We start from the raw sequence: 26539 nt of genomic DNA, 5'->3' as shown, positions 1-26539 counted from the left end.
CAGGGAGTGGGACAACTACAGGAACGCCAACTCGCCCCACCCCTCCCCTCCGGAGCAGGAAGTCGGCCCACCCGACTTCCCACTCCGACCACACGCCGGAAGCGCGACAGGTGGAATGAAGAAACGCTTCTTCCGCCCTGTACTCACCCTCGCCGGCACAGGAAGTCGGCCTGGCCGACTTTCCACTCCCACCCCGACCCGGGAAGCGGGGCGACTACTGGCACGCCGAGTCGCCCCGGCCCTCCCCTCCGGAGCAGGAAGTCGGCCTGGCCGACTTCCCACGCCCGCCCGCAGGCCGGGAGGGTGGCAGGGGGGCTGGTCGGCTTTCTGTTCAGGTGGGGTGGGTGAGGAGGTGGCCGGTGGGGGTGGTGGTGAGGAGGTGGCCGGTGTGGGAGGTGAGGGTGGTGGTTGGGGGGAAGGGGGTGGTGGGGGTGAAGGGAGGGTGGGGGGTGGTGGTCGGGGGGCGGGTGGTCAGGCCGGTGGGGGTGGTGGCGTGGAGGCGTCCGCCCAGGACGGTGAGGGTGGTGGCGCCGGCGGCGGGGCAGAGGGGGCGCCAGGGGGCATCAGGGTCGGTGGCGGGGCGGTGGTGGAGGGTGTCGTCGTGCGGGGTGACGGCGAAGAGGGTGCCGTCGCACATCGCGAGGGCGGCCGTGCCGGGCGGGGTGCGGCCGATCGGGGTCCAGGGGGCCGGGCCGGGGATGGGGTCGCGCACGAGGAGACGGTCGTCCTCGGTGACGGCGAGCAGGGCGAGCGGGACCGGACCGGCGGCCTCGCGCGGGGCGGTGAGGCAGCGGATCCGCGGGGCCGGGCCGGGCGTCGGCGGGCACGGCGTCCACGGGAGGTTCTGGTCCGACGGCTCACGGTGCAGCAGGGTGGTGCCGTCGGCGGCCACCGCGAACAGCAGCCCCTCGCAGGCGGCGAGCGCCCGCACGCCGTCCGCCCGGCCGACGACGTGCCGGCGCGGCACGGGCCCGGCGCCGCCGAGGCGGTCCAGCACATTGCGGGTGATCCGCTCGACCACCGGATCACCCAGCGCCCGGCCCCAGTTGATGGTGGCGGCGTTGAAGACGGTGCCGGCGCCGAGCCGGAAGACGCCCATCGTCGCCCAGCCGCCCTGCCCGTAGCGGCGCCAGTGCCGAAGGTCGGCGGTGGCGAGCACGGCGAAGGAGCGCGGTGTGCCGTCCCGGCCGGTGGCGCGGGGCACGCCGGCGGACCAGTCGAGTTCGGCGGCGTCGGTCTCGTAGCCGAGCGAGCCCCGCGCGAAGGCGTCGCCGTCCGCGAGCCCGGTGCCCTCGAAGACCCAGTGCTCGGCGAACCGGACGGTGTAGGACTCGCGGCCGATGACGGCCATGCCGTCGCCCCAGGCGCCCGCGCCGTTGCGGAAGCTGACGCCGGTCATGGCGTTCTCGGGCCGGTCCACCGGGGAGCTGGACCACTCGACGGTGGTCCGGCGCGGGTCGGTGGCGGTGACCGGGTCGGCGGCGGCGTCGCGGTGGCAGACCATCGAGCGGCCGCCGTCCGGCTCGTCCTCGATCCGGATCTGCCACCACGCCGTGTTGGCCGCGAAGAACGCCAGATTGCCGCCCCGGCGGGCGAACTCCTCGACGCTGTCGCGCATGCCTGCGGACCAGTACTCGTCGTGTCCGTTGACCACCAACAGCCGGTAGCGGGACAGGGATTCGGCGAAGGACCGGTCGTCCAGGTCGAAGCCGGAGCAGTACTCGACGGGGTACCCGGCCCGGGGCAGCCAGCGCAGCAGCGGCTCCTCCCAGCGCTCGGGCGGCGGCCCGCCGCCGGGCGCGTCGAGCCGGACGCGGGCGGCGCGGCCGGGCTGCTCGGCGTAGTAGAGGCCCCGCCCGGGCTGGCCGGCCCGGTGGTAGGCGCGCCAGGTGGCGAACGGGATCGGGACGAGAATCCCGGAGCCGACGCCGGGACAGGCGGCGCGCACGGCGAACCACACCTCGTGCTCGGCGTCGCGCTCGGGCGCGTGCTGCTCCGGGCGCTCGTCGTGGAAGCTCGCCCGGTAGAGCGAACTCGGCCAGTGTGACGGGACGTTGAGCTCCCACTTGGTGACGCCGGCCAGGCCCGCCTTCAGCCGCAGCTCCCCGCTCACCTCGTCGGTGACGACGACCCGGCCGCGCAGCGGACGGCCCTCGACGCCCCGGCCGCCGAGGCGGAAGCGCAGCCGGCCGCCCTGCACGCAGGAGGTCGCCCCGGCACTCGCCAGCGGACGCGGCACGAGGTCGGCCGCCGTCACGAGAGCCGTTCCAGCAGGCCGGGAAGCGACGCGAGCCGGGGCGGGGCACCGGCGGCGGAGGCGACCACCAGTTCCTCGATCGCCCGCAGATGGGCGTGGATCGCCGCCGGCGGCAGGTAGGCGGTGTCGGCGGTGAGGGTGACGGTGAGCGCGGAGTCGTCGCCGGTGAGGTGGAGGCAGTACCGGCAGGCGACCAGCTCCTGGGTGGCCGGGAAGTCCAGCACGGTGCGGCGGCGGAGTCCGGCCAACTCCTCGGCGGTCGGCAACTCCGAGGCCGACAGCGGACGTTCGACGAGCCGCATGTCGTTGAAGCAGCAGTACGGGTGCACCTCGGCGCCGCGCTCGCGGGCGATCCGCGCGAGCAGCGCGTCCCACTCCACCGGGTCGTAGGCGGCCGCCCGGTAGCCGGCCAGGGCGGCCCGCCAGGCGGTCGGCAGCAGGTCGGTGAACACGGCGCCGCCGTCGAGGTCCTCGGGCAGGTCGAGGACGACCAGGGCGTCCTGGGAGAGGGTGCTGACCAGGTCGCGGTGGTCCGTCGCGGTCCGGTTCCCGGCGATCGGCATCACGGCCGCCGCCGGGTGGCCCCGGTCGGCGGCGACCAGGGCCGCGCTGGCGGCGAGCAGCACGGTGGAGCCGCTGACCCGGTGGACGGCCGCCAGCGCGTCCACCGCCCGGGGCAGCGCCGCCGACACCAGCCGGCCCGTCCAGAACCGCGGCGAGCACGGCTCGGCGACCCGGTCGGCGAACATCGTCGGCGGCATCCGCCGCAGGTCGGCCTCCCAGCGGGCGAGCGCCGCCGCCCCCCGGCGGCGCCCGGCCGGGCCGTGCTGCTGGTGCGCGAGGTCGTACGGGGTGACGGCGGCGGGCCGGCCCGCCGAACCCCGGCGGACCAGCAGCCGAAGATCGCGGACCAGTACCTCGGCGCCGTGCCCGTCCGAGGCGAGGTGGCACAGGGCGAACACCGCGTGGGTGATCCGCCCGCCGCACCGCACCGCGCCGAACCGGACGGGCCACTCCCCCGTGTAGTCGAAGCGCCGCCCGGTGAGGCCGGCCAGCAGTTCCCGGGCGGCCTCACCGGTCCGGGCGGGGTCGAACTCGTCCCGCACCTCGACGACGATCTCCCCCTCCGCGAAGAGGAGTTGGCCGGGTTCGCCGTCCTCCCCCAAGGCGAGCCGGGTGCGCAGCGCCTCGTGCCGGGCGACCAGCGCGGCGACGGCGACGGCGAGCCCGGGCTCGTCGACGGGCGCGCCGCGGTCGGCGAGCGGGAGGACCCGGCCGAGGTTGAAGTAGTGGTCGTTGGGCGCGGTGCGGCCGATGGCGTGCCAGATGGCGCGCTGGCCCCAGGTGAGCGGGGCACGCCCGGACCGGGTGCCCGTGAAGGGGACGGTGAGGCCCGGGCGTACGGCGGTGGTCGCTCCGTTCATCCGGCGTGCTCGTGCAGTCGGGCGGCGAGGGCGGTCAGGCCGGCGGCGTGCAGGGCGGGGTCGCCGAGGTCGATCAGCACCTCGAACTCCTCCTCCAGGCTGTCGGCGAGCCGCAACAGGGCGAGCGAGGAGACGCCGAGGGCGGTCAACGAATCCTCCGAGGCGAGGAGTTCGGCGACGGAGAGCTGCCCGTCGGTGGCGGCGGAGACCAGTTCGGCGAGTCGGCCGCGGACGGAGACGAGGTCGACGGAGGTGGTCATCGGGCGCTCCCGTCCGCCTGCTCGGCGAGGCGGCGGCGCAGGCTGAGCGGGCGGATGTCCGGCCAGACGCGGTCGACGTGCTCGCCGCACTCCTCCTCGGTACCGGCGAACCCTTCCGCGCGCCAGCCGGCGGGAAGCGGGGCGGCGGCGGGCCAGAGGGCGTGCTGCTCCTCGTCGTTGACGACCACCAGGTACGGGGCTTCAGCGCTGACGGCGTTGCTCACGGCGTTGCTCACGGGGTTCACTCCTGACGCAGGTCGGACACGGCGGCGGCGACGCCGCGGGCGGTGGGGGTGTCGAAGAAGACGTCCAACGGGACGGCCACACCGAGCTGTTGGCGGATCCGGGCGGCGATCGCGGTGATCAGCAGCGAGTGGCCGCCGAGGTCGAAGAAGTCCTCGTCGGGTCCGAGATCGTCCAGCCGCAGCACCTCGCGCCAGATGGCGAGGACGGCGGTGGTGGTCCCGTCGGGCTCGGCCTCCTCCGCCACCACGACCGGCTCGGCCCGCTCCACGGCCGGTTCGGGCAGGGCCGCGCGGTCCAGCTTGCCGTTGGGCGTGAGCGGGAAGGCGTCGAGGACGGTGTAGCCGCCCGGCAGGACGGCGGCCGGGAGGGTGGCGGCGAGGTGCGCGCGCAGTTCCTCGGCCGTGGGCGCGGCCGGCCCGGCGGGGACGACGTAGGCGGCGAGGCGGTGGTCCCCGTCGGCGCCGGACAGGATGGCGGCGGCCTGGGCGACGGCCGGGTGCTCGGCCAACCGGGCCTCGATCTCGCCGAGTTCGATCCGGTGGCCGCGCAGCTTGACCTGGGTGTCGGCGCGGCCGACGAACTCCAGGCCGCCGCCGGGCCGCCGCCGCACCAGGTCGCCGGTGCGGTAGAGGCGGGAGCCGGGCGGCCCGTACGGGTCGGGCAGGAAGCGGCGGGCGGTCAGGCCGGGACGCCCCCGGTAGCCGTGCGCGACGCCCGCGCCGCCGAGGAAGAGCTCGCCGGGGAGCCCGTACGGCACGGGCTGGAGGCGCTCGTCGAGGACGTAGGCGCGGGTGTTGGCGAGCGGTTCGCCGATGCTCACCCGGCCTTCGGGGGCGGCGGGTTCGGCGAGGGTGGACCAGACGGTGGTCTCGGTGGGGCCGTAGACGTTGACCAGCCGGGCGGTGGCGGCGGCGAGGTCGGCGGCGAGCGGGGCGGGCAGGGCCTCGCCGCCGGTGAGCGCGGTCAGGCCGCCACCGGACGACGCCAGGCCCGCGTCCAGCAGTACCCGCCAGCCGCTGGGCGTGGCCTGGACGTGGCTGACCCCCTGGCCGGCGACGAGGTCGAGCAGCGCGGGCCCGTCCCGGTGGGCGCCCTCGGGGGCGAGGACGACGCGGCCGCCGGTGATCAGCGGCAGCAGCAGTTCGACGGTGGAGATGTCGAAGGAGAGCGAGGTCAGGCCGAGCCAGCGGTCCTCGGGGCGGGCGCCGAGGTGGTCGCGCAGGCTGCCGAGCAGGTTGGCGAGCGCTCCGTGCGGCACCTCGACGCCCTTGGGGGTGCCGGTGGAGCCGGAGGTGTAGAGCACGTACGCGGGGTGGTCCGGCGAGGGCCCGACGGGCAGGTCGGCGGCGGACGAGGAGCCCACGAGGTCGCCCGGCGCGAGGTCGCCCGGCGCGGACGGCTCACGGGTGATCCGCAGCGCGAGGCCGGAGTCGGCGCGCAGGAAGGCGAGCCGGTCGGCGGGGTACTCCGGGTCGAGCGGCAGATAGGCCGCACCGGCCGCCAACACGCCGAGCACGGCGATGAGTTGGTCCCGGCCTCGCGGCAGGGCGATGCCGACCAGGGCGCCGGGCCCGGCCCCGTGCCGGGTGAGCGCGGCGGCGGCGTCGGCGACCAGCCGGGCCAACTCCCGGTAGCGGTACTCGACACCGTCGGCGACCAGCGCGACGGCCTCCGGGGTGGCGGCCGCACGGGCGGCGAAGAGCGCGGGGACGGTCGCCTCGGCGAGGCCGGGTTCCGGCGCGGGCGAGGCGAGTTGGGCCTCGCGCTCGTCGGCGCCGAGCAGCGGCAGGCGGCCGACCGGGGTGGCGGGGTCGGCCAGGGCGCCGTCCAGCAGGGTGGCGAAGTGAGCGGCGATCCGCTCGGGGGCGCCGGGCCCGAAGGCCTCCGTCCGGTACTGCAGGCCGACGTCCAACGAATCGTCGGCGTCGACGAGTTGGAGGTGGACGAGGTTGCGGGCGGTGCCCGCGAAGCCGATCCAGCGGACGGCGGCGGCGAGGCCGGGGCCGAAGTCGGGCTCCGGCGTGCCGGAGGGGCGGCGGCGGTAGCTGACGGAGAGCGGGGTGAGCGCCGTGCGCGGGGTGAGGCCGCGCACGGCCTGCCCGAGCGGCACGTCCCGGTGCGGGTAGAGCCCCCGCAGTTCGGCGCGCGCCGCGAGCGCGAGTTCGGCGAACGACTCCTCCGCCACCGGCGCGGTGAACAGCGGGAGTTCGTTGACGGCCAGCCCGACCGCGACCGGCTCCCCGGGGCGGCGCACGGACAGCTCGACGGCGGTGGCCGGCACCGGGTTGCCGTAGCGCAGCAGCAGCGCGTGCCAGGCGGCGGTGAGCAGTTCGAAGCGGGTGACGCCCAGCCGCCCGGCGGTCGCGACCAGCGCGGCGTGCCGGTCGCCGTCGATCCGGAGCCCGACGCAGGCCCCGGGCCCGGGCAGGGTGCCGGGGGCGGCGCCCGGGTCGGCGACGGTCCGCAGCCCGGGCAGGACCGGCAGGCCCGGCTCGCGCCACCGCCCGTCCCAGTAGGCGGTGGCCGCGGCGGACGGCCCGCCGCTCGCCGCCGCACCGCCGGCCGGAACGAGCGCCTCGCCCCGGTGGGCGGCGGCGAGGTCGGCGACCAGCCGGTCCTTGGACTCACCGTCGAAGGCCAGGTGGTGGGCGGTGACCAGCAGGACGTGCCGCTCGGCGCCGGTCCGGTACAGGGTGAACCGGGCGAGCGGCCCGGCCGCCAGGTCGAAGCGGGCGGCGCTCTCGTCGGCGAGCAGCTTGTCGAGGTCCTCGTCCGGGCACTCGACGGTCCGCAGGCCGGGCGCGGGGCCGGGCCGCACGCCGGGGCCCTCGGGGTCGATCCGGCCGGAAAGCACGGGGTGGTGCCGGACCACCCGGGCGCAGGACTCGGCGAGGGCGGCGGCGTCGAGCGGTCCGGTGAACTCGACGGTGACGGCCAGGTGGTAGGCGGCGCCGGCGTCGAGGGTCTGCTCGGTGAGCCAGATGCCGTGCTGGGCGGGGCTGAGGGCGGTGGTCATCGGGTGGCCTCGCTGGTGGTGGGGAGGGTCTGGCCGGCCGTGGGTGGCACGTCCTGGGTCACCAGGCCGCGCAGCTCGCGCTTGAGCACCTTGCCGCCCTCGTTGCGCGGCAGCGCCTCGCGGTACAGCACGGTGGCCGGCAGTTCGTGCGCGGCGAGGTGGCCGAGCAGGAAGGTCCGCAGTTCGGCGGCGGTCGGCGGCTCGGCGCCCGGCGCGGCCACCAGCACGGCGGCGACCACGGAGCCGAGCACGGGGTGCGGGATGCCGAACGCGGCGGCGTCGGCGATCAGCGGATGGGCGTGCAGGGCGTTCTCGACCTGGAGCGTGGAGACCTTGTGGGCACCGGACTTGACGACGTCCTTCTCCCGGTCGAGCAGGTGCAGGAAGCCGTCGGCGTCGATCCGCCCGAGGTCGCCCATCCGCACCCAGGCGCCCTGGAAGGTCGCCCGGTCCCGCTCGCCGAGGTAGCCGCGCGGCGCGGTGGGCGAGCGCAGCCACAGCTCGCCCGGCTCGCCGGCCGGCAGCGGGCGGCCGTCGGCGTCGGTGATCCGCAGGTCGGCGAGCGAGGCCGGCTGGCCGGGCGACTCGGGGTGCTCGGGGTCGAACAGCAGGGTGATCTGCGCGGGGGCGGCCTCGGTGGAGGTGTAGTAGTTGGTGATCTGGGCGCGCGGGAAGGCCCGGCTGAGCGCCAGCGCGACCGGTTGGGGCAGCGCCGCGGCCGTGGAGCCGACCAGTCGGACGCCGCTCAGGTCGGCCTTGGCCAGGGCGGCGGAGGCGAGCAGCTCGATGGCCATGGCGGGGACCAGGAAGACGCTGCCGATGCCGTGTTCGGCGATCAGCCGGACGAACCGCAGCGGGGTGAACTGCGGGGCGGCGACGCAGGTGGCGTGCGCGTTGAGCGCGTTGACCAGCATGGTCTGCCCGGCGTTGGTGCCGACCGGGAAGGCGTGCAGGAACGCCTCCGAGTGCCGCAGCGGGCGCCGGCGCTCGTCCAGGGTGCAGCCGTACGCCAGGTTGGCGTGGGTGGCGGTGACGCCCTTGGGGGTACCGGTGGTGCCGGAGGTGTAGAGGATCTGGGCGGGTGCGCCGGGGTCGACGGGCGGCAGGTCCGGCTCGGCGGGGTGGCCGGCCGCGTCGGCCTCGGTGAGCGTCCGCACGCCGGCGACGTCCGGGGCCTCGCCGGTGTGCAGCAGGAGCGCCGCGCCCGAGTCGGCGAGGGCGTGGGCGGTGACAGCGGGGGCGAGCCGGTCGGAGAGCGGGACGGCGACGCCGCCGGCCCGCAGCACGGCGAGGTGGGCGACGGCGTAGGCCGCCCAGTCGGCGGTGCCGTGGCGCAGGGCGACCCGGTCGCCGGACCGCAGTCCGGCGGCGCGCAGGGCGGCGGCGAGGGCGCCGGAGCGGGCCTGCCAGGCGCCGAAGGAGAGCCGGTCGGCGCCGTTGACGACGGCGGTCCGCTCGGGGTGGGCGGCGGCCCGGTGAGCGAGCAGCCCGGGCAGGCCGGCGGGGACGGCGCGGCTCGCACGGCCTCCCGGTCTTCCGGGGACGGCGCGGTTCACACGGCCTCCCGGTCTTCCGAGGCGCGGCGGGCGGCGGCGGCCCGGGCGCGCTCGCGCAGGCCGACCAGGTCGTCCGGCTCGGCGTCCGGCACCTCCCGGTCGAAGCGGGCGAGCGAGGGCAGCCGCAGTCCGACGGCGACCAGCACCAGCATGGCGAGCCCGAACAGCACGTACATCAGGGCGATGCCGCGCCCGGGCCCGGTGCCGATCAGCGGACCGAAGACGGGGGCGAGCGCGCCGTCCGGCTCCATCAGCGGGCCGAACACGGCCGAGCCGAGCGGGGCGATCACGCCGTGGCCGAGCGGCAGGGTGGACCAGGCGACCAGGGTGTTCAGCGCGAACACCCGGCCGTGGAACCGCTGCGGCACCTTGACCTGGACGATCGTCGAGTAGACGCCGTTGACCAGGGAGAGCGCGAAGGACATCCCGAACGCGCCGGCGGCGATCACCCAGAGTCCGGCGTGCAGGCCGGTGGCGGCACCGGCCAGGGCGAGCACGGCGGCCAGGGCGAGCATGCCGCGCAGCCGGTGGCGGCGCGGTCCGCCCCAGAAGCCCATCGCGATGCCGCCGAGCAGTGCCCCGGCGCCGCCGGCCACGGCGACCCGGGCGGCGCCGTCCAGGTCGGAGAAGGCGAGCACCATCGGGGTGGTGAGCAGGAACAGCGGGGAGAGGAAGACGTTCAGGCCGGCGAACCAGAGCAGCATGGAGCGGAAGCCCCGCTGGCGCCAGGAGTAGCCGAAGCCCTGCTTGATCTCCTCGACCAGCGGTTCGCGCCTGGTCCACGGCAGGGTGCGCGGGAAGCGCACCGCGAGCAGGATGCCGACGGCGATGGTGTAGCTGACCACGTCGATGATCAGGATGCCGCGCAGACCGATCCCGGCGAGCAGCGCGACCGCGACCAGCGGGACGACGAACTGGGCTGCGCCGAAGGCGAGTTGGACGACACCGTTGGCGTGGCCGAGGTACTGCTTGGGGACGATCTGGGGCACCGCCGAGGCGTACGCGAGGCGTTGGAAGGTGAGCGCGACGGAGAGCACGCCGAGCAGGACGTAGACCTGCCAGGAGTGCAGTTGCCCGGCCAGCAGCAGCGCCAGCATGGCGGCCTGGGTGCCCCCGGCGGCGACGTCCCCGGCGAGCATCACCTTGCGCCGGTCCAGCCGGTCGACCAGGGCGCCGGCCACCGGGCCGACGAGGATGCCGGGCAGCATCGCGATGACGGCGTACAGCGCGTAGCGGGTCATCGACCCGGTCTCCAGCAGGATCCAGATCGGCAGCGCGAACTCGGTGAGCGCCGATCCGGTGATGGAGACCAACTGCCCGGCGGCGACGGCCAGGAAGCGGCCCATGCTGGGCTGCGGCCCCTCGTCCGCCGCGGGCTCGGCCGCCGTCTTCTCCTCGGCGGGAGCAGCCGGGCCGGTCTCGCCGTGGAACCACCAGGAGCTGTCCGGTCCGCGCGCGGGCAGGGTGTCGGTGCGCCCGTCGAGGACGGCGCGGTGCACGGTGGTGACGGCCTCGACGACCTCCGCCGCACGGTACTTGACGAAGAAGTGCCCGCCCTGGTCGAGCACCGCGACGGCGGAGCGCTCGGCGAGCAGCAGCCATTCGCGGTACCGCTCCTGGTAGAAGTCGGCGGCCGGGTCGTGGTCGCCGACCAGCGAGACCAGCGGGGCGCGCAGCCGGGGAGCGCCGGCGGCGACCTCCTCGATCGCCCGGGTGAAGTACGCCTCGGCGGCCTTGGAGTCCTGGCGCATGTTGCCGACGATGAACCGGATCTGCTCCTGGTCGAGTTCGGAGGTGTCGACACCCATGCCGGTGAGCCAGTTGAGGTAGACCCGGTCGCCGAGCAGCGGTTCCAGGGCGGCGATGCCGCTGAGCGCGGTGAGCACCTTGCTGCGCGGCTTGGCGAACGGGAACTGGGCGCCGGCGTAGACGGCTTCGAGCTCCCGGCCGGAGGCCTCCAGCAGCCGGGCGGTGGCGACGGCGAGGGCGGTGCCGACTCCGCAGTGGCCGTAGACGACGACCGGGCCGTCGACCCGCTCGCGCACCTCGGCGGCCAGCTGTTCGGCCAACTCGTCGAAGGCCAGGTGCTGTTCGGTGACGCCGATGTCATGGCCGGGGATCGCGACGGCCCACAGTTCGGTGTCGGCGGGCAGCAGGTCGGCGACCGGCTGGTAGACGACGGCGCTGCCGCCGCCGTAGGGGACGCAGACCAGGGTGAGCCGGCGGCGGTCGGCCGGGACGGGCCGGGTGAGCCGGTGCAGCAGGCGGCGCGGGCCGCGGTCCTGTTCGTCGAGCGTGGCGAGGGCCGCGAGGTCGTGGACGGTGCGGCAGGTGAAGAGGTCCATCACGCTGACCGGGCGGGCGCCGGCTTCGGTGAGCCGTTTGCGGGCCTTGGCGACGACCTGGGTGGCGAGCAGCGAGTGGCCGCCGAGGTCGAAGAAGTCCTCGTCGGTGCCGACCTCGGGCAGGCCGAGCACCTCGGCCCAGATCTCGGCGAGCACCCGCTCGGCCTTGGTGGCGGGCTTGGCGGCGCCGGCGTCGCGGCGGACCTGCGGGGCGGGCAGGGCGCGCCGGTCGAGCTTGCCGTTGGGCGTGAGCGGCAGGGCGGGCAGCACGGCGAAGGCGGCGGGGACCTGGTGGTCGGGCAGGGTGCGCTTGAGGGTGGCGCGCAGCGCGGCCGGGTCGGGCTCGTCGGCGCCGGGGGCGGGGACGAGGTAGCCGGTGAGCCGCTTGTCGCCGGGCCGGTCCTCGCGGACGACGACGGCGGCGTCGGCGATGCCGGGCTGGGCGCGCAGGGCGGCCTCGGTCTCGCCGGGTTCGATCCGCAGGCCGCGGATCTTGACCTGCTGGTCGATCCGGCCGAGGTGTTCGAGGGTGCCGTCGGGACGGCGGCGGGCGAGGTCGCCGGTGCGGTAGAGCCGGGCGCCGGGCGGGCCGTAGGGGTCGGGGACGAAGCGGGCGGCGGTGAGGCCGGGGCGGCGGTGGTAGCCGAGGGCGACGGCGGTGCCGCCGATGTGGAGTTCGCCGGGGGCGCCGGGCGGGACCGGCCGCATCGAGGAATCCAGCACGTACAGGCGGGTGTTGTCGATCGGCAGGCCGATCGGGACGGTCCGCAGCGGGCCTTCGCACTCCCAGGAGGAGACGTCGACGGCGGCCTCGGTGGGCCCGTACAGGTTGGCGAGCGCGCAGCCGGGCAGGCGGGTGGTGAACTCCCTTGCGGTGTCCGGTGGCAGGGCCTCGCCGCTGCACACCACGCGGCGCAGGGTGGTGCAGCGTTCGACGCCGTCCTCGGCGAGGAAGACGGTGAGCATGGCGGGCACGAAGTGGGCGACGGTGACGCCCGCGCGCACCATGAGGTCGCGCAGGTAGCCGGCGTCCTTCTGGCCGCCGGGCTTGGCGAGGACGATCCGGGCGCCGGTGATCAGCGGCCAGAAGAACTCCCAGACGGAGACGTCGAATCCGGCCGGGGTCTTCTGCAGGACGCGGTCCTCGGGGCCGATCCGGTAGGTGTCCTGCATCCACTGGAGGCGGTTGGCGATGGCCCGGTGGGTGTTGGGCACGCCCTTGGGGCGGCCGGTGGAGCCGGAGGTGTAGATCAGGTAGGCGGTGTCGTCGGGGGCGGGCCCGGCGGGCAGCGGGGTGCGGGCGCGGACCTTGGGCCACTCGCCGGGGTCGTCGAGGAGCAGGACGCGGGCGGTGCAGCCGTCCGGGATGGGCAGCCGGCGCTGGGTGAGCAGGACGGGCGCGGCGCTGTCGGCGAGCAGGAAGGCGAGCCGTTCGGCGGGGTAGTCGGGCTCCAGCGGGGTGTAGCCGGCGCCGGTGCGCAGTACGCCGAGCAGGCCGGCGACGAGTTCGGGCGAGCGTTCGGCGCTGATCGCGACCAGGCTGCCGGGGCCGACGCCCTCGGCGGCCAGCCGGACGGCGATCCGGTCGGCGGCGGCGTCGAGTTGACGGTACGTCAGGGACGCGCCGTCCTCGAAGGCGACGGCGACGGCGTCGGGGGTGCGGGCGATCTGCTCGGCGACCAGCGCCGTCAGGGTGGTGGCCGGTCGGGGGTTCGCGGTGTCGTTGAACCGCTCGACCTCGAAGGCCCGTTCATCCTCGGGGAGGTCGTCGAGGGCGGACAGCGGGACGTCCGGCTGGTCGGCGATCGCGGTCAGCAGCCGGCCCAGGTGCTCGGCGAGGCGGGCGACGTCGGCCTCGGCGAAGAGGTCGGTGTTGTAGTTGAAGGAGCCGAGCAGGCCCTGCGGCCACTCCTGGAGGAAGAGTTCGAGATCGAACCGGGTACCGCTGGCGCGCACTCCGAACGGTTCGACGTCGATGGGCAGTTCGCCGACGGCCTCGCGCTGGACTGCGTAGTTCTGCACGGCGAGGACGGCCTGGAAGACCGGCGGGCGGCTGACGTCGCGGGCCACCTTGAGCTCGGTGACCAGCTGGGCGAAGGGCAGTTCCTGGTGGGCGTAGGCCTCCAGGCAGGTGTCCCGGGTGCGGCGCAGCAGTTCGGTGAAGGCGGGGTCGCCCTCCAGCCGGGCGGGCAGCGCCAGCACGTTGACGAACATGCCGACCAGCGGTTCGAGTTCGGGCTCGGGGCGGCCGGCGATGGGCGAGCCGACGGCGAAGTCGCGCTGGCCGCTGAACCGGGCGAGCAGGGCCTGGAAGGCGGCGAGCAGCACCATGTAGACGGTGGCGTCGTGGCGCTTGCCGAGTTCGGTCAGCCGGTCGAGCAGCGCGCGGTCGACCTCGAAGCCGTAGCCGGCGCCGTCGAAGGTCTGGCGCGGCGGGCGCGGGGCGGCGCAGGCGAGTTCGAGGGGTTCGACGCCGGCCAGTTCGCCGGCCCAGTGGGCGACCTCGGCGGCCAGCCGGTCACCGCTCAGCCGCTCACGCTGCCAGATGGCGAAGTCGCCGTACTGGACGGCGAGTTCGGGCAGCGGGTCAGGGCGTCCTGCGGTGTACGCCGCGTAGCCTCGCAGGACCTCGCCGAGCAGCACCTCGCTGGACCAGCCGTCGCTGACGCTGTGGTGGACGACGAGCAGCAGCACGTGGTCGTCGTCGGCGAGCCGCAGCAGGTGGGCGCGCAGCAGCGGGCCGTGCTCCAGGTCGAAGGGCACGGCGGCGGCCTCGTCGACCAGCCGTTCGGCGTGCGCGGGGTCGCCGGCGTCGGCCAGGGTGAGGTCGGCGGGGCCCGGCGGGTCGATGACCAGCAGCGGGCGGCCGTCGTCGGTGGCGGGGTAGCGCGAGCGCAGGGTCTCGTGCCGGGCGAGGGAGGCGTCCAGGGCGCGGCGCAGGGCGGGGACGTCGAGCGGGCCGCGCAGCCGGCGCACCACCGGGATGTTGTAGGCGGCGGTGCCGGGGGCGAACTGCTCCATGAACCAGAGCCGTTCCTGGGCGTAGGAGAGCGGCACGGGCGCGTCGGCGGCGCGGCGGGCGATGGTCTGCCGGGGGGCGGTGCGGCTGCGGAGGCGGCGGCTGAGCAGTTCGCGCTTGGCGGCGGTGAGCCCGGCGGAGGAGCCGGCGGGCCCGGAAGGGGTGGGCGTGGGGGCGGTTTCGGTGCTCATGACGGCGTTGCGGTCCCTTCCAGGGCGTCCTGCGCGGCGAGCAGTTCCTCGGCGGCGGCGTCGGACAGCGCGTCGAGTTCGGCGACCAGGGCGGCTTCGACGGCTTCGGCGAAGGCGGCCACCGTGCGGTGGGTGAAGAGGGTGCGCAGCGGCACCGCGAGGTCGGCCGTGGCGCGGATGCGGGCGACGACCCGGGTGGCGAGCAGGGAGTGGCCGCCGAGGTCGAAGAAGTCGTCGTGGACGCCGACCCGGTCGAGGCCGAGGACCTCCTGCCAGACCTCGGCGACCAGGTCCTCGGCCTCGGTGCGCGGGGCGAGGTAGGCCGCGCGCAGCTCGGGGCGGGTGTCGGGGTCGGGCAGCGCGCGGTGGTCGAGCTTGCCGTTGGGCGTGAGCGGCAGCGCGTCGAGGACGAGGACGGCGTTGGGGACGAGGTGGGCGGGCAGGGTGGCGGCGAGCGCGGCGCGCAGCGCGGCGGGATCGGGCACGGCCGGCGCCGAGGCGTCCGGCACGACGTAGCCGAGCAGCCGGTCCGCGCGGGCGAGGACGGCGGCCTGGCCGACGCCGGGCCGGGCGAGCAGCGCGGACTCGACCTCGCCGGGTTCGACCCGGTAGCCGCGCACCTTCACCTGGGTGTCGATCCGGCCGAGGAACTCCAGCGCGCCGTCCCCGCGTCGGCGCACCAGGTCGCCGGTGCGGTAGCGGCGGGCGCCGGGCGGGCCGTCCGGGTCGGGCACGAAGGCCCGGGCGGTGGCGCCGGGCCGGCCGAGGTAGCCGTCGGTGACGCCGGCGCCGCCGACGACCAGTTCGCCGGGGGTGCCGGGCGGCACGGGCCGGCCGTGGCGGTCGAGCACGGCGACGGTGGTACCGCCGATGGGCCGGCCGATCGGCGGGCGCCGGGCGGTGTCGGCGGCGCCGAGCTCGGCGGTGGTGGCGATGACGGTGGTCTCGGTGGGCCCGTAGGAGTTGACCAGCCGGACGGTGTCGCCGAACCGGGCGCGCCAGGCGGCGACGGCCTCCGGGCGGACCTGGTCGGCGCCGAGGATGAGCAGCCGCAGGCTCGCCGGCCAGGGCGTGGCGTCGAGGTCGGCGACCAACTGGTGCCAGTACGGGGTGGGCAGGTCGAGCACGGTGAGGCCGGCGGCGCCGGGCTCGGCCAGCTGGTCGGGCAGGGCGGCGCCCGCCTCCGCGACGACCAGGGTGGCGCCGGCGGCGAGGGCCGGGAACACCTCCTCGGCGCAGGTGTCGAAGGAGAGCGAGGCGTACTGCAGGACGCGGTCGGCGGCGGTGAGGCGGTAGCCCTCGCGCATCCAGGCCACCCGGGCGGCGAGCGCGCGGTGCGGGACGAGCACGCCCTTGGGGGTGCCGGTGGAGCCGGAGGTGTAGACGACGTACGCGGGGTCGTCCGCTCCCGCGGCGGCGCCGGCGGGCGGGGCGTCCGCTACCCCGGTAGCCGCTACCCCGGTGACCGCTTCCCCCGCGGCCGTTCCCCCGGTGGCCGCGAGCACCGGCACGGCGGCCGGCAGTCCGTCGACGGGCGCACCGTCGGCCGTGATCAGCGCGGTGGCGCCGCTGTCGGCCAGCATGAAGGCGAGCCGGGCGGCCGGGTACTCCGGGTCCAGCGGCAGGTATCCGGCGCCGGCCCGCCAGGCGGCGAGCATGGCGACCACGGCGTGCGGCCCGCGCGGCAGGCAGAACGCCACCAGGTCGCCGCGCCGCACGCCGGCGGCCGCCAGTCGCGCGGCCAGCGCGCCCGAGGCCCCGGCGAGTTCGCCCCGGCTGAGGCGCGTGTCCCGGCCCTCGACGGCGGGCGCGTCCGGCTGCTCGGCGGCCGCCAGGTCGATCGCGTCGAGCACGGTGGCCGGGTGCGGCGCCGGCGCGGGCCCGGCCGCGCCGGCCGCCGCGTCGGCGCGTTCCTCCGCGTCGAGCAGCGGCAGCAGGTGGACCGGAGTGTCCGGGGCGGCGAGGGCGGCGCGCAGCAGGGTGTCGAAGCGGCGGCCGAGCCGGACGGTCCACGGCTCGTCCAGCAGGTCGGTGCGGTAGCCGAAGACGGCGTGCAGGTCGTCGCCGTCCGGGCGGACGTCCAGGGCGAGTTCGAACTTGGCGGCGGTGTGGCCGCCGTCGATCTCGGTGCAGCGCAGGTCGGCGAAGGCGTGCTCGCCGAGGGCTCCGCCGCTCTGGGTGTGCACGGTGAGCAGGGTCTGGAAGAGCGGGGTGCGCCCGGGGTCGCGGTCGGGGCGCAGGTCCTCGGCGAGCTGCTCGAACGGCACCCGGGCGTGGCCGAGCGCGCCGAGCCAGTCGGTGCGCACCCGGCGCAGCAGGGTGTCGAAGGTGGGGTCGCCGGCGAGGTCGGCGCGCATCACCAGGGCGGAGGAGAAGTAGCCGACGGTGCGTTCGCTGTCGACGGTGGTGCGGGCGGCGGTGGGCACGCCGACGCAGAAGTCGTCCTGGCCGGTGCAGCGGTGCAGCAGGGCCTGGTAGGCGGCGGCCAGCACCATGAACGGGGTGAGCCGGCGGGCGCGGGCGAAGGCTTCGAGTTCGGGGCCGAGGCCGCACAGGATCCGGGTGTGGAAGGCGCCCGCGCTGCCCGGTTCGGCGGGCCGGGGCCGGTCCAGCGGCAGGTCGAGGGCGGGTGCGCCGGCGAGCTTTTCGCGCCAGTGGGCGAGCGCGTCGACGGCCTCGGGACCGGCGAGCCAGGCGCGTTCGGCGGCGGCGTGGGCGGCCCAGGAGGGCGGGGCGGGCAGCTCGGGCTGCCGGCCGTCGGCGCGGTGGGCGGCGTAGCGCTCGGCGAGTTCGGTGCGCAGCAGCCCGAGGCTCCAGCCGTCGGCGACGATGTGGTGCAGCACCAGGCAGAGCACGTGCTCCTGCTCGCCGGTGCGCAGCAGGGCGGCGCGCAGCAGCGGTCCGGTGGCGAGGTCGAAGCCGCGGTTGACGCGTTCGGCGAGGGCGGCGGCCACCTCGGCCTCGGGCCGTCCGCGCAGGTCGGCGAGGTCGAGCGGGACGGGCGCCGGTCCGTCGACGACGGCGGTGGGCCGGCCGTCCTCGGCGGGGAAGCGGGTGCGCAGCGCCTCGTGCCGGGCCACCACGCCGTCGAGGGCGGCGCGCAGCGACGGCGTCGACGGCTCGCCGGTGAGGCGCAGCACCAGCGGGATGTTGTAGGAGGGGTCGCCCGGGTCGAGCTGGTCGAGGAACCAGAGCCGTTCCTGGCCGACGGTGAGGGCGGTGGGCGGCGCGGGCTCGGCGGTCCGGCCCGGCTCGTGGACGGACTCCTGGGCGGTCGTGGGCATGACACTCCTCGGCACTCGCCTCACGGCGGGGCGGACGGTTCTCGGACATGGTCCGGCCGCATGCCCCGTGGGGTGGGAGGGAGTAGCGCGCTCGGCTGATCGGCGGCGGGCCCCCGTATGGCCGCCGCGGCGCGATCATGCTAGGTAGCCGCAACGGCGAGCGTCAATGGTCTGGACCAGCTTCACCGGTGGGACCACGGTGACCAATGGGACGAGTGGGGACGCCCCGGGGCAACCGGTTCCTTCGTGCCCGGCCCTCGGGGTCGGTGTACGTCCCGAGGAGGAGACCCGGGGGTTCCGCCGTCCACCGCCGGGATGATCATGAACAGACCCTGGCACCTACCAGCCGGTACGACCGGCCTCCTACGCTCGAAGCCGGTCACCGGGCACACCGCCGGTGACCAGCACCGACGCGCCGGACGCCGGCTACGCCACGACAGACCGGGAACGATGACCACCTACCGCCACACCCTCGCCGAACTCCGCGGGCAGCTGCGCCAACTCCTCCTCAGCGGAGCGGCCGTCGCCCTCGGTGTGGCCTTCCTCATCGCCTCGGTCGGCGGCAGCGGCGCCCTCGTCGACTCCTTCAGCCAGAGCGCCGCCGCCGAGGTCGGCCCCGGGGACGTCCAGATCACCCGCCCGGTCGGCGGCGGACTCGACGCCGCCACCGCCGACCGGGCCCGGCAGGTGCCCGGGGTCGCCGCGCTCGCCCCGCGGCTCACCGGCCGCGGCGCAGTGCTGACCGCCGACGGCCGCCCGCTCGACGCGGACGCCGTCGTCAGCGCCGTCGCCACCGACCCCGAACTGCGCTGGCACCTGCTCGACGACGGGCGCTGGCCCACCGGCCCGGACGAGGTGCTGCTCGACACCGACACCGCGCGGCGCCTCGGCGTCCGCCCCGGCGCGGACGTCCGGCTCACCCGGGCCGACGGCACCCCCGCCACCGCCCGGCTCACCGGCACCCTCGACGGCCGCGGCGCGCCCAGCCTCTCCGGACACCCCGTCATCGGCGTCCCGGAGAGCGCCGTCGCCCGGTACGCCGCCGGCGCCGTCACCGAACGGCTCGACGTCCGCCTCTCCCCCGGCGCCTCCGCGACCCGCGCCGTCGACGCCCTGCGCGCAGCGCTCGCCGCCCCCGGCCCCGCCCCCGAGGTGCACACCCGGGAGGCCTCCGTGCGCGAGGCGACCCGGCAGAGCGGCACCCTGTACGGCGTGGTGCTGATCGCCGCGCTCTCCTTCGTCCTGATCGCACTCGCGGTCGCCCGGATGGTCGTCGGCAACACCTTCACCGTCGTACTCGCCCAGCGCACCCGCCAGTTGGCGCTGCTGCGCTGCGTCGGCGCCGACCGCGCCGGGATCCGGCGGATGGTCCGCCGTCAGGGCCTGCTGCTCGGCGCGGGCGCCTCCGCCGCCGGTGTCCTGCTCGGCCTCGGCATCTGCGCGGCCGGCCAGGCCGTCGCCGCCACCGCCGACCTCGGCCCGGTCCGCCTCTCGTTCGCCCCCTCGCCGCTGGTCTGCGCCCTCGCCGCGCTGTTCGGCGTCCTGCTCACCCTGCTCGCCGTCCGCGGACCCGCCAAGGCCGCATCCGGCGTCCCGCCGATCGCCGCGCTCGACGGCGCGGGTCTCGACGGCTCGGGCTTCAACGGCTCCGGACACGGCGCGGCCGCCGGCCCCGCCGCACGCCGGCGGGCCACCGTGTGGGCGGCGTTCCTGCTGGTCGGCGGTGGCGCGCTGGTCGTGCTCGGCGCGCTCGCCGCGCCGCCGCTCTCCCTGCTCGCCGTCACCGTGGGCGCCATCGCGAGCTTCTTCGGCGTGCTGCGGCTCGCCCACCGGCTGCTGCCCGCCACCGTCGCCCTGCTCGGCGCCCCGGCCCGCCGCCTCGGCGCCGCCGCCGGCCGGCTCGCCGCCCAGCAGTTGCGCCGCAACCCGCTGCGCACCGGCGCCACCGGCTCCGCGCTGCTGCTCGGGGTGACCGTGATGGTCGGCGCGGTCACCACGCTGGACATCACCTCCAACTCGCTGGTGCCCGCCGTCTCCGCCCGTCAGCCCGGCGTGTTCTCGGTGACGGGCGCCGCCGACGGCGCCCTGCCCGCCGAGGCGCTCACGGCGCTCGCAGGGGAGCGCGAACTGTCCATCACGCCGGTGCGCTCGGCCACCGTCCGCGTCGACAACCGCGACACCCTGGTCGCCGCCGCCGACCCCGCGCGGCTCAACCCCACCACCGAGGACCTCGACCGCGCCCGCGCCCTGACCGACGGCACCGCGCTCGGCGGTCTCGACGACGGCCGCACCCTCACCGCGGCCGGCGCCACCGGCCGCCCCGACACCCCCCTGCGCGTCGAACCGGGCCGCAGCGCCCTCCCGTTCACCCTCCAGAGCGGCGCGACCGTGCTGGTCACCCCGGCCACCCTCGACCGGATCGCCCCCGGCGCCCCCGCCACCACCGTCTGGGTCACCCCCGCCGCCGGCACCGACCGGCCCACCGCCCGCCGCGCCATGGACCGCGCCCTCGCCGCCCACCCCCGGCTCCACGTCACCGACACCGCCGCCCAGGCCGAGACCCTGCGCACGCTGCTCGACCGGATGACGCTGATCTCGATGGCCCTGCTCGGCTTCTCCGTCGTCATCGCCGGCCTCGGCGTCGCCGCCGCGCTCGTCCTCGGCATCAGCGAACGCTCCCGGGAGATCGGCATGCTGCGGGCCATCGGAATGTCCCGCACCCAACTGCGCCGGATGCTCACCCTGGAGGCCCTGCTGCTCTCCCTCGCCACCGCCCTGCTCGGCACCGCGCTCGGCATCGGCTACGGCTGGGCGGCCGCCCGGTCCGTCACCTCCACCCTCGGCACCCTCGGCGGCCCGCCGCTCCTGCCCGTGCTCGGCGCGCTCGCCCTCACCGTCCTCACCGGCCTCGCCGCCGCCGTCCTCCCCGCCCGCCGCGTCGCCCGGATGACCGCCGTCGAGGCCATGCGCACCGCCTGAGCCCTGGCACCCGCCTAGGATCGGCGCATGACCAGGGACATACGCATCGAACAGGCCGAAATCCGCTACGAGAGCGCCGTGTTCGGCGGGGACGGCAGCGGGCTGGCAGCGGCGGAGCGGGGGTTGGACGGCATCGAGGCGGAACTCGCGCTGGCCCGTGGCCGGCTGCGGCACGCCCGGTTCCTGGCGGACCGGGTCGAGGACCCTCGCGAGCTGGAGCTGTTCGAACACGCTGCGGCGCTGTACCGGGAACTCGGCGACGCCCGGGGCGAGGGCGAGGCGCTGTTCTGGGCCGGAACGTTCCACCAGGTTGTCCGGGACGACGCCGCCACCGCGCTCCCCGCCCTGGAGCACGCGCTCGCCCTCGCCACCCGCACCGGCGACCTGCTGACCATGTCCTACGCGCTGCGACACCTCGGCATCGCCGCGCACACCGCCGGACGCCTGGAGGAGGCCCGCGAACGGCTGGAGGAGTCGACCCGCCTGCGCTGGGAACTGGGCTTCCTGCCCGGTGTGGCCGCCAACCTGGTCGGCCTCGGGTACCTGGCCGCCCAGCAGGACCGGCGTGAGGACGCCGCCGCCCTGCTCGCCGAGGCCGCCGACCTGGCCGGGACCGCCGGGGCCGACGGCGTCCTGCGCCAGGTCGCCGACGCCCGCAAGGCCCTCGACCTCCCCTGACGGCCCGTCCGCCGGTCAGCCGCCCTGGTAGGCGAAGGCCGCCCAGACGTCCAGGGCGTCCGGGGAGCGACGGGCGAGGGAGAGGAGTTCGGGCGGCGCGTCCGGCGGCAGCCGGCGGTCCGGGTCGAGCGCCCACAGCTGGGTGCGGCGCAGCGCCTCGGCGGGCGGGTCACCGGCGGCGAGGCGGCCGTGGAAGACGTACATCAGCACGCACACCATCTCGTCCACCACCTCCCACCGCGAGCCCACCACCCCCGTCGCCCCGGCCGCGAGGAAGGCGCTGGAGAGGGTGAGCGCCTCGTCGAGGTCACCGCCGGTGTGGTCGCTGACGCAGGCGTCGAGCACGACCAGGCCGCCCGGCGAGCCCGGCGGGCGGCCCTGGGCCTGGCGCAGGATGTCGCCGACCGGCAGCCGCCCCCGCCGGTCGCCGGCGCGCGGGTCCGGCGCCAGGCCGAGGTGGGCGTCCAGCGGCGAGGCCCCGGACGGCAGCGCGTGGCAGGCCAGGTGGAGGACGGACGCCCCGGCCCGCCCGGGCGCGGGCAGCGCGGCCAGCACCTCGGCCGGGGTGCCCGCCCCCTCGGCGCCCTCGACGTAGCCCAGCAGCGTGCCGTGCGGGTAGTAGTCGGCGTGCAGGTACTCGGCCTCGGCCTCGGCGAACATCAGCTCCCCGGTCGGGTCGCCGACGATCACCGGCCGCTCCCCGAGCGGCAGCCGGGGCCGCCGCACCACTTCGCAGAACTGCCGCGCCGAGGCCGCGTACGAGATCACCGCCCGCTCCACGGCCCGCACCGGCCGGCCGCCGCCGCGCAGCCCGCTGCTGAGCAGCGCCGCGTGCCAGGGGATGCCGCCGAGCTCGCCGAACGGCACCAGGACCAGCCGCGGCGGCGCGTCCGGACCGCGCCGGGCGGCCGACCGCAGGGCGGGGTGGTTCAGCAGCGGGCGCAGCGCCGCGGTGCCCGCCCAGTCGCAGAGTTCGGCCAGGGTGGCCCGCCAGCGGCGGCGGGCCGCGACCCGGTCCGGGTGCCGGGGCGGCAGGTCGGCCAGGGTGGCCTGCCGGTCGAGGTGCGCCCGCCGGTAGGCGGCGAGCGGCCCCCGGTCCTCGGAGCGGACCGCGTCCACGCTGACGAGGGTGAACGGCAGCAGGTGGAGGTCGCCGGCGCCGTCCTCGCCGGGCGTGACCAGCACCGCCGCGCCGCTGTGCCCCGCGCCGGGCGGCAGCAGGTAGACCAGGGCGTCGACGCCGGCCGCGCCCAGCGCGCGGGCGATCTCCGCCACCGCCGGCGGGGCCATCAGCGCCTCCCCGGCCGGGGAGGCGGCGACCGCGGTGAGCGCGCGACGGCGCAGGTCGTCCGGCACGGGGATCTCGGCGCCGCCGGGCAGGGAGGCGAGCAGGCCGCCGGGCAGTCCGAGCACCGCGTCGAGGTCGAAGGAGCCGGCGGCCGGGCCGTCCTGGGCGGCGCCGGACAGCCAGGCGTCGGCGAGGTCCGGATGTCCGGTGGAGCTCAGCAGGTCCGGGACGTCGGTGGTGGCGGTGGAGGCGTGCAGCACCAGGCCGCGGCCCAGCTCCAGGGCCGCGACGGCGGCCCGCAGGTACGGCTCGTGCCCGCCGCCGGGCCCGGGGGCGTCGGCCGGTGCCTCGTCCCGGTCGGCGAGGTGCCAGCGGGCGATCATCAGCGCCCGGTCCGCGTTCTCCCGGGCCACCAGGAGGGCCGGGGCCGCCGCCGCCTGGAGCAGGGTGGCGGCGGCCGTCTGGCGCAGCGTCGCCAGCCCGGCCTCGCGCCCGGCCCGCCGGTCGCCCGGCCCGAGCCGCGCGCGGCAGGCCCGGGCGATGATCCAGTTCACCGCCGCCAGCATCTGGGTGGGCGTCCCGTGCCGCATCCGTTCGCGGACCGCTTCGGCGGAGGCCAGCGCCCCGGCGATGTCCTCGGGCCGCCGCGCGTGCTCGTAGCGCGCCATCAGCAGCACCGCCCGCATCAGATGGGCCCGGGACCCCTCCATGCCCGCCGGGTCGGTGTCGGCGATGAGGAGGTCGAGGTACTTGAGCGCCTCCTCGGCACGCCTCTCGGAGAACGGGGGCCCCATCGCCAGATGGCTCACCACGCCCGCCGCCCGCATGGTCAGCACGGCCTTGTACAGGTGGCCGGGCGGTGTCCGGTCCGCCGCGTCCAGTACCAGGAGGATGCCCGCCGTCGCCCGCTCCGGCGTCCCTCCTCCGTGGAAGGCGTGCACGAACATCACCAGGCCGAGGTCCCCGCGGGCCACCTGCCGCAGCGGGTCGTCCTCGGACATCGCGTCGACCAGCGGTTCCAGCGCGGTCACCGTCCGCGCCATCCACGGCACGTCACCGGCCGTCAGGGCGGCCTGGAACTCCAGCATCAGCCTGGTCCGTTCGAGGATCGGCCGGTGGACGGCCAGCAGCCGGTCCGCACCCGCGTGTTCGCAGTGCGCGAGGAAGGCGATCACCTCCTCGGTGTAGTGGCGGGAGGCCTCCAGGTCCTGGTGGTCGCCGGCGAGGCGGAAGCGCTGGTAGAGGTTGACGGCGAGGTTCTCCAGGTAGACCACCCGGTTGAGGTCGTCCGGGGCCGCGCGGCGGAACGCGGCGCGCTGGTGGCGGATCGCCGCGTCGAGGTCGCCCACGGCGTTGGTGAGCGCGAACCGCTTGCTCATCGCCGCCCCCAGCGAGCCGTGCAGGTGCTCGTCCGACCACAGCGTGCCGGTGGACCGGGCGCCGGCGGCGTCGAGCAGGCCGATCACCCGGTCGAGTTCGGCCCGGTCGGCGGAGTACTGACTCTTCGCGATGGAGGCGTCGGCGAGGTGTCGGATGATGTCGCCGCGCCGGACCCCGTGGTCCTCCTCCTGCATGGTGTCCACGGCCAGGGTGAGGTGGTGCACGGCGTCCTCGGTGCGGTACGTCTGCGGGTCGTGCTGGTGCAGCGCGTTGACGAGCGTGCCGAGCACCGCGTGCGAGGGCGGCCGGCACGGGTCGTCCGCCGCCATGCCCGCCAGGCCCTCGCGCAGCACCTCGACCGCCTCGTGGACCTCGGCGCTCACGCCGTGGCGCTGGAGTTCGGCCATGCCGGCGAGGGTGCAGCCGAGCAGCCAGCGCACGGTGCCGCCGAACGGCCCGCCGGGCGGGATCAGCCGGCGCAGGTCGCACAGGCGGGCGAGGCGGTGGGCGGCGTCGTCCGGGCGGATGTGCGTGCCGTCGCCGCGCGCCCAGTACAGGTCGAGCAGGTGCAGGCCGGCGCGCATCCGGAAGGGGGAGTCGGCGCCCGTGGTGGCCGCGACCGCCTCCAGGTGGGCGACGGCCCGGTCGGTGCGCTCCGTGTCCGGGCCACCGTCCCGCTCGTCCAGCAGCAGCCGCACGAGGCACTCGCGGACCGCCGACTCGACCGGGTCGGCGAGTTCGGCCGGCCCCGGCTCGGCGTCGGGGGCCGGGCGGTACGGCTCACCGCCGGGGCCGGCGGGCGGTGCCGGGCTCAGCCGGTCGACCAGGCCCTCCAGGACGGCTTCGGCCGCGGCCCGGTCGGCGGCCACCCGTGCGGCCGGGGCGCCGTCGCGTTCGGAGCGGTCGGCGAGGGCGCAGCCGAGGTTGGCAAGCGCCCCGGGGTCCTGCGCGTCGTACGCGTCGGACGCCTCGTGCGCGGCCTGCGCCCCTTCGGCCATGCCGCGCCAGGGGCCGGGCGGCACCGGGACGGGGCAGGCGAGCCGCAGCGCCTCGATCGCCCGGTCCAGGTCGTCCGGGCGGGCCGCCGGGTCCGGGACACCGGCGGTCGCCCCGTCCTCGTAGCGCGCGTGCAGCAGCAGCCCGAGCCGGAACGCCGCCTCCACCCGGTCCGGCGCGTCCTGGTCGAGCGCGGCCATCGTGAGCGTCAACAGCCGGGCGGCGGCGTCCCGTTCGGCGAGCACAGCGGCGCGGATCCCGTCGTCCTCGGCGAACTCCGGCTGTTCGACGGCCCGCCAGTAGCGCACCGAGAGCGTCAGCCCGACCAGGAACCGCGCCTCCGCGAGCGCCCCCGCCGGCGCCTCCGGACCCGCGTCCTCCAGCAGCGTGCGCGCCGCCGAGAACGCGGTGAGCGCCCCGGACAGCGCCATCCCGGCCGCCCGCGGATCGGGCGCCGCGTCATGTTCCGCCAGCAGCCGCCGCCCCCGCGCGACCAGCACCCGCACCTCGTCCGCCACCGGCTCTCCCCCCTCGCCCCCACGACCTCGCGCGGGCAGACAACCGCACACCCCGCACGCCGTCAATCCCGACCGGCGGTGAGCGGCGGAAATCCCGTTGAACCGACGCCCGGCCGGCCACTACGGTGCGGAGACGATCCAAGGAGGTGCGCAGGTGCGGCCGCTGCTGCTGCTGGACGTCGACGGCCCGCTGAACCCGTACGCGGCGAAGCCCCACCGCCGCCCCGAGGGCTACGGGACGCACCGGCTGCTGACCCCGCGCTGGGAGGCGGCCGAACGCCGCCGGCTGCGCGCGTACGGGCTGCCGAACAAGCAGCCCAAGCCCCTGCGCGTCTGGCTCAACCCCGACCACGGCCCGGCGCTCACCGCCCTCCCGTTCGACGCCGTCTGGGCGACCACCTGGGAACACGAAGCCAACGACTTCCTCGCGCCCCTGCTGGGCCTGCCCACACTCCCCGTCATCGCCTGGTCCGTCCCCCGGCCGCGGCCGGAGGGCGGGGTGTTCTGGAAGACACCCGACATCGTCGCGTGGGCGGACGGCCGCCCGTTCGCCTGGGTCGACGACCTCATCACCGACGCGGACCGCGCGTGGGTCGCCGCCCACCACCCCGGCCCGGCGCTCCTACGCCGGGTGGACCCGCGGACCGGCCTGACCCCCGCCGACTTCACCGCCCTGGCGTCCTGGGCGGCCACCCTGGCGTCCGGCCCTGCCGGGCGGGTCCGGTCGCCAGGGGGCGAGGGCGGCGTGAGTGGTCAGTTGACGAAGTAGCTGAATCCGACCGTCGCCGCGGACATCCCGGGTGCGATCACCCGCGTGAGCACCCCCTGACAGTTCGCCGCAGAATACACATCGACCGTCGAGTCGGTGAGGTTCTGGACGATGACCGGTGACAGCGTCGGGTAGCACCCCCGCGCCGGGTTCTGACGCGCCACGCCGTTCACCATCAGTACCCCCGTGGCCGCCTGTGCGGGCACGGCGGAAACGAGCACTCCGACCACGGCCAGCATTCCGACCGCGGCGATCCGACGACTCATGACTGCTCTCCCTTCCGAGGGCGTACAACCGGTAGACGCCCCTTCTGTGCCATGGATCCCCCGGCCA

General features: G+C 76.5%; 13 protein-coding genes. 3 read left to right on the top strand and 10 right to left on the bottom strand.

The window, feature by feature from the left end:
* Positions 1–331 precede the first annotated feature (331 nt).
* The 8 genes from ACFZBX_RS09925 to ACFZBX_RS09890 are packed head-to-tail and all read right to left on the bottom strand — an operon-like array spanning position 332 to position 17598.
* A complete protein-coding gene (locus tag ACFZBX_RS09925) occupies positions 332–2200 on the bottom strand; it encodes a N,N-dimethylformamidase beta subunit family domain-containing protein (RefSeq protein ID WP_391533075.1) in 1869 nt (622 codons plus the stop codon).
* A gap of 53 nt (positions 2201–2253) precedes the next feature.
* Positions 2254–3681 (bottom strand): condensation domain-containing protein, encoded by a 1428-nt coding sequence (locus ACFZBX_RS09920; RefSeq protein ID WP_391532701.1) that lies wholly within the window; start codon positions 3679–3681, stop codon positions 2254–2256.
* On the bottom strand, positions 3678–3941 hold the full coding sequence (locus tag ACFZBX_RS09915; RefSeq protein WP_391532700.1) for a phosphopantetheine-binding protein: 264 nt from the start codon (positions 3939–3941) through the stop codon (positions 3678–3680). The genes ACFZBX_RS09920 and ACFZBX_RS09915 overlap by 4 nt, the downstream gene beginning before the upstream one ends.
* Positions 3938–4177: an MbtH family protein gene (locus ACFZBX_RS09910; RefSeq protein WP_391532699.1), complete on the bottom strand. Its 240-nt coding sequence runs from the start codon at positions 4175–4177 to the stop codon at positions 3938–3940. The genes ACFZBX_RS09915 and ACFZBX_RS09910 overlap by 4 nt, the downstream gene beginning before the upstream one ends.
* 5 nt (positions 4178–4182) lie before the next feature.
* A complete protein-coding gene (locus ACFZBX_RS09905) occupies positions 4183–7203 on the bottom strand; it encodes an amino acid adenylation domain-containing protein (RefSeq protein ID WP_391532697.1) in 3021 nt (1006 codons plus the stop codon).
* Entirely contained in the window at positions 7200–8759 is a 1560-nt protein-coding gene (locus ACFZBX_RS09900) for a class I adenylate-forming enzyme family protein (RefSeq protein ID WP_391532696.1), read from the bottom strand. Before ACFZBX_RS09900 ends, ACFZBX_RS09905 begins: the two co-directional genes overlap by 4 nt.
* The gene (locus tag ACFZBX_RS09895) at positions 8756–14314 is read right to left on the bottom strand and encodes an amino acid adenylation domain-containing protein (protein WP_391532695.1); all 5559 of its coding nucleotides are present in this window, start codon (positions 14312–14314) and stop codon (positions 8756–8758) included. The genes ACFZBX_RS09900 and ACFZBX_RS09895 overlap by 4 nt, the downstream gene beginning before the upstream one ends.
* Positions 14311–17598 (bottom strand): amino acid adenylation domain-containing protein, encoded by a 3288-nt coding sequence (locus ACFZBX_RS09890; RefSeq protein ID WP_391532694.1) that lies wholly within the window; start codon positions 17596–17598, stop codon positions 14311–14313. Before ACFZBX_RS09890 ends, ACFZBX_RS09895 begins: the two co-directional genes overlap by 4 nt.
* Positions 17599–18048: 450 nt before the next feature.
* On the opposite strand from ACFZBX_RS09890, the gene ACFZBX_RS09885 reads away from it, so the two are divergent.
* On the top strand, positions 18049–20577 hold the full coding sequence (locus tag ACFZBX_RS09885; RefSeq protein ID WP_391532693.1) for an ABC transporter permease: 2529 nt from the start codon (positions 18049–18051) through the stop codon (positions 20575–20577).
* A gap of 27 nt (positions 20578–20604) precedes the next feature.
* Entirely contained in the window at positions 20605–21255 is a 651-nt protein-coding gene (locus ACFZBX_RS09880) for a tetratricopeptide repeat protein (protein WP_391532691.1), read from the top strand.
* 15 nt (positions 21256–21270) lie between these two features.
* On the opposite strand, the gene ACFZBX_RS09875 is transcribed toward ACFZBX_RS09880, so the two are convergent.
* Positions 21271–25437 carry a CHAT domain-containing protein gene (locus ACFZBX_RS09875; RefSeq protein WP_391532689.1) on the bottom strand — a complete coding sequence of 1389 codons (4167 nt, stop codon included), beginning with the start codon at positions 25435–25437 and terminating at the stop codon, positions 21271–21273.
* Positions 25438–25600: 163 nt separating this feature from the next.
* Between ACFZBX_RS09875 and ACFZBX_RS09870 the strand changes: the two genes are divergently transcribed.
* A complete protein-coding gene (locus ACFZBX_RS09870; protein ID WP_391533073.1) occupies positions 25601–26206 on the top strand; it encodes a hypothetical protein in 606 nt (201 codons plus the stop codon).
* On the opposite strand, the gene ACFZBX_RS09865 is transcribed toward ACFZBX_RS09870, so the two are convergent.
* Positions 26191–26472: a hypothetical protein gene (locus tag ACFZBX_RS09865; protein WP_391532688.1), complete on the bottom strand. Its 282-nt coding sequence runs from the start codon at positions 26470–26472 to the stop codon at positions 26191–26193. The two genes, ACFZBX_RS09870 and ACFZBX_RS09865, sit on opposite strands and share 16 nt — an antisense overlap.
* Positions 26473–26539 lie beyond the last annotated feature (67 nt).

Source organism: Kitasatospora sp. NPDC008115 (assembly GCF_042957205.1).
Lineage (GTDB): Bacteria > Actinomycetota > Actinomycetes > Streptomycetales > Streptomycetaceae > Kitasatospora.
This window is presented reverse-complemented; position numbering and strand designations above follow the sequence as displayed.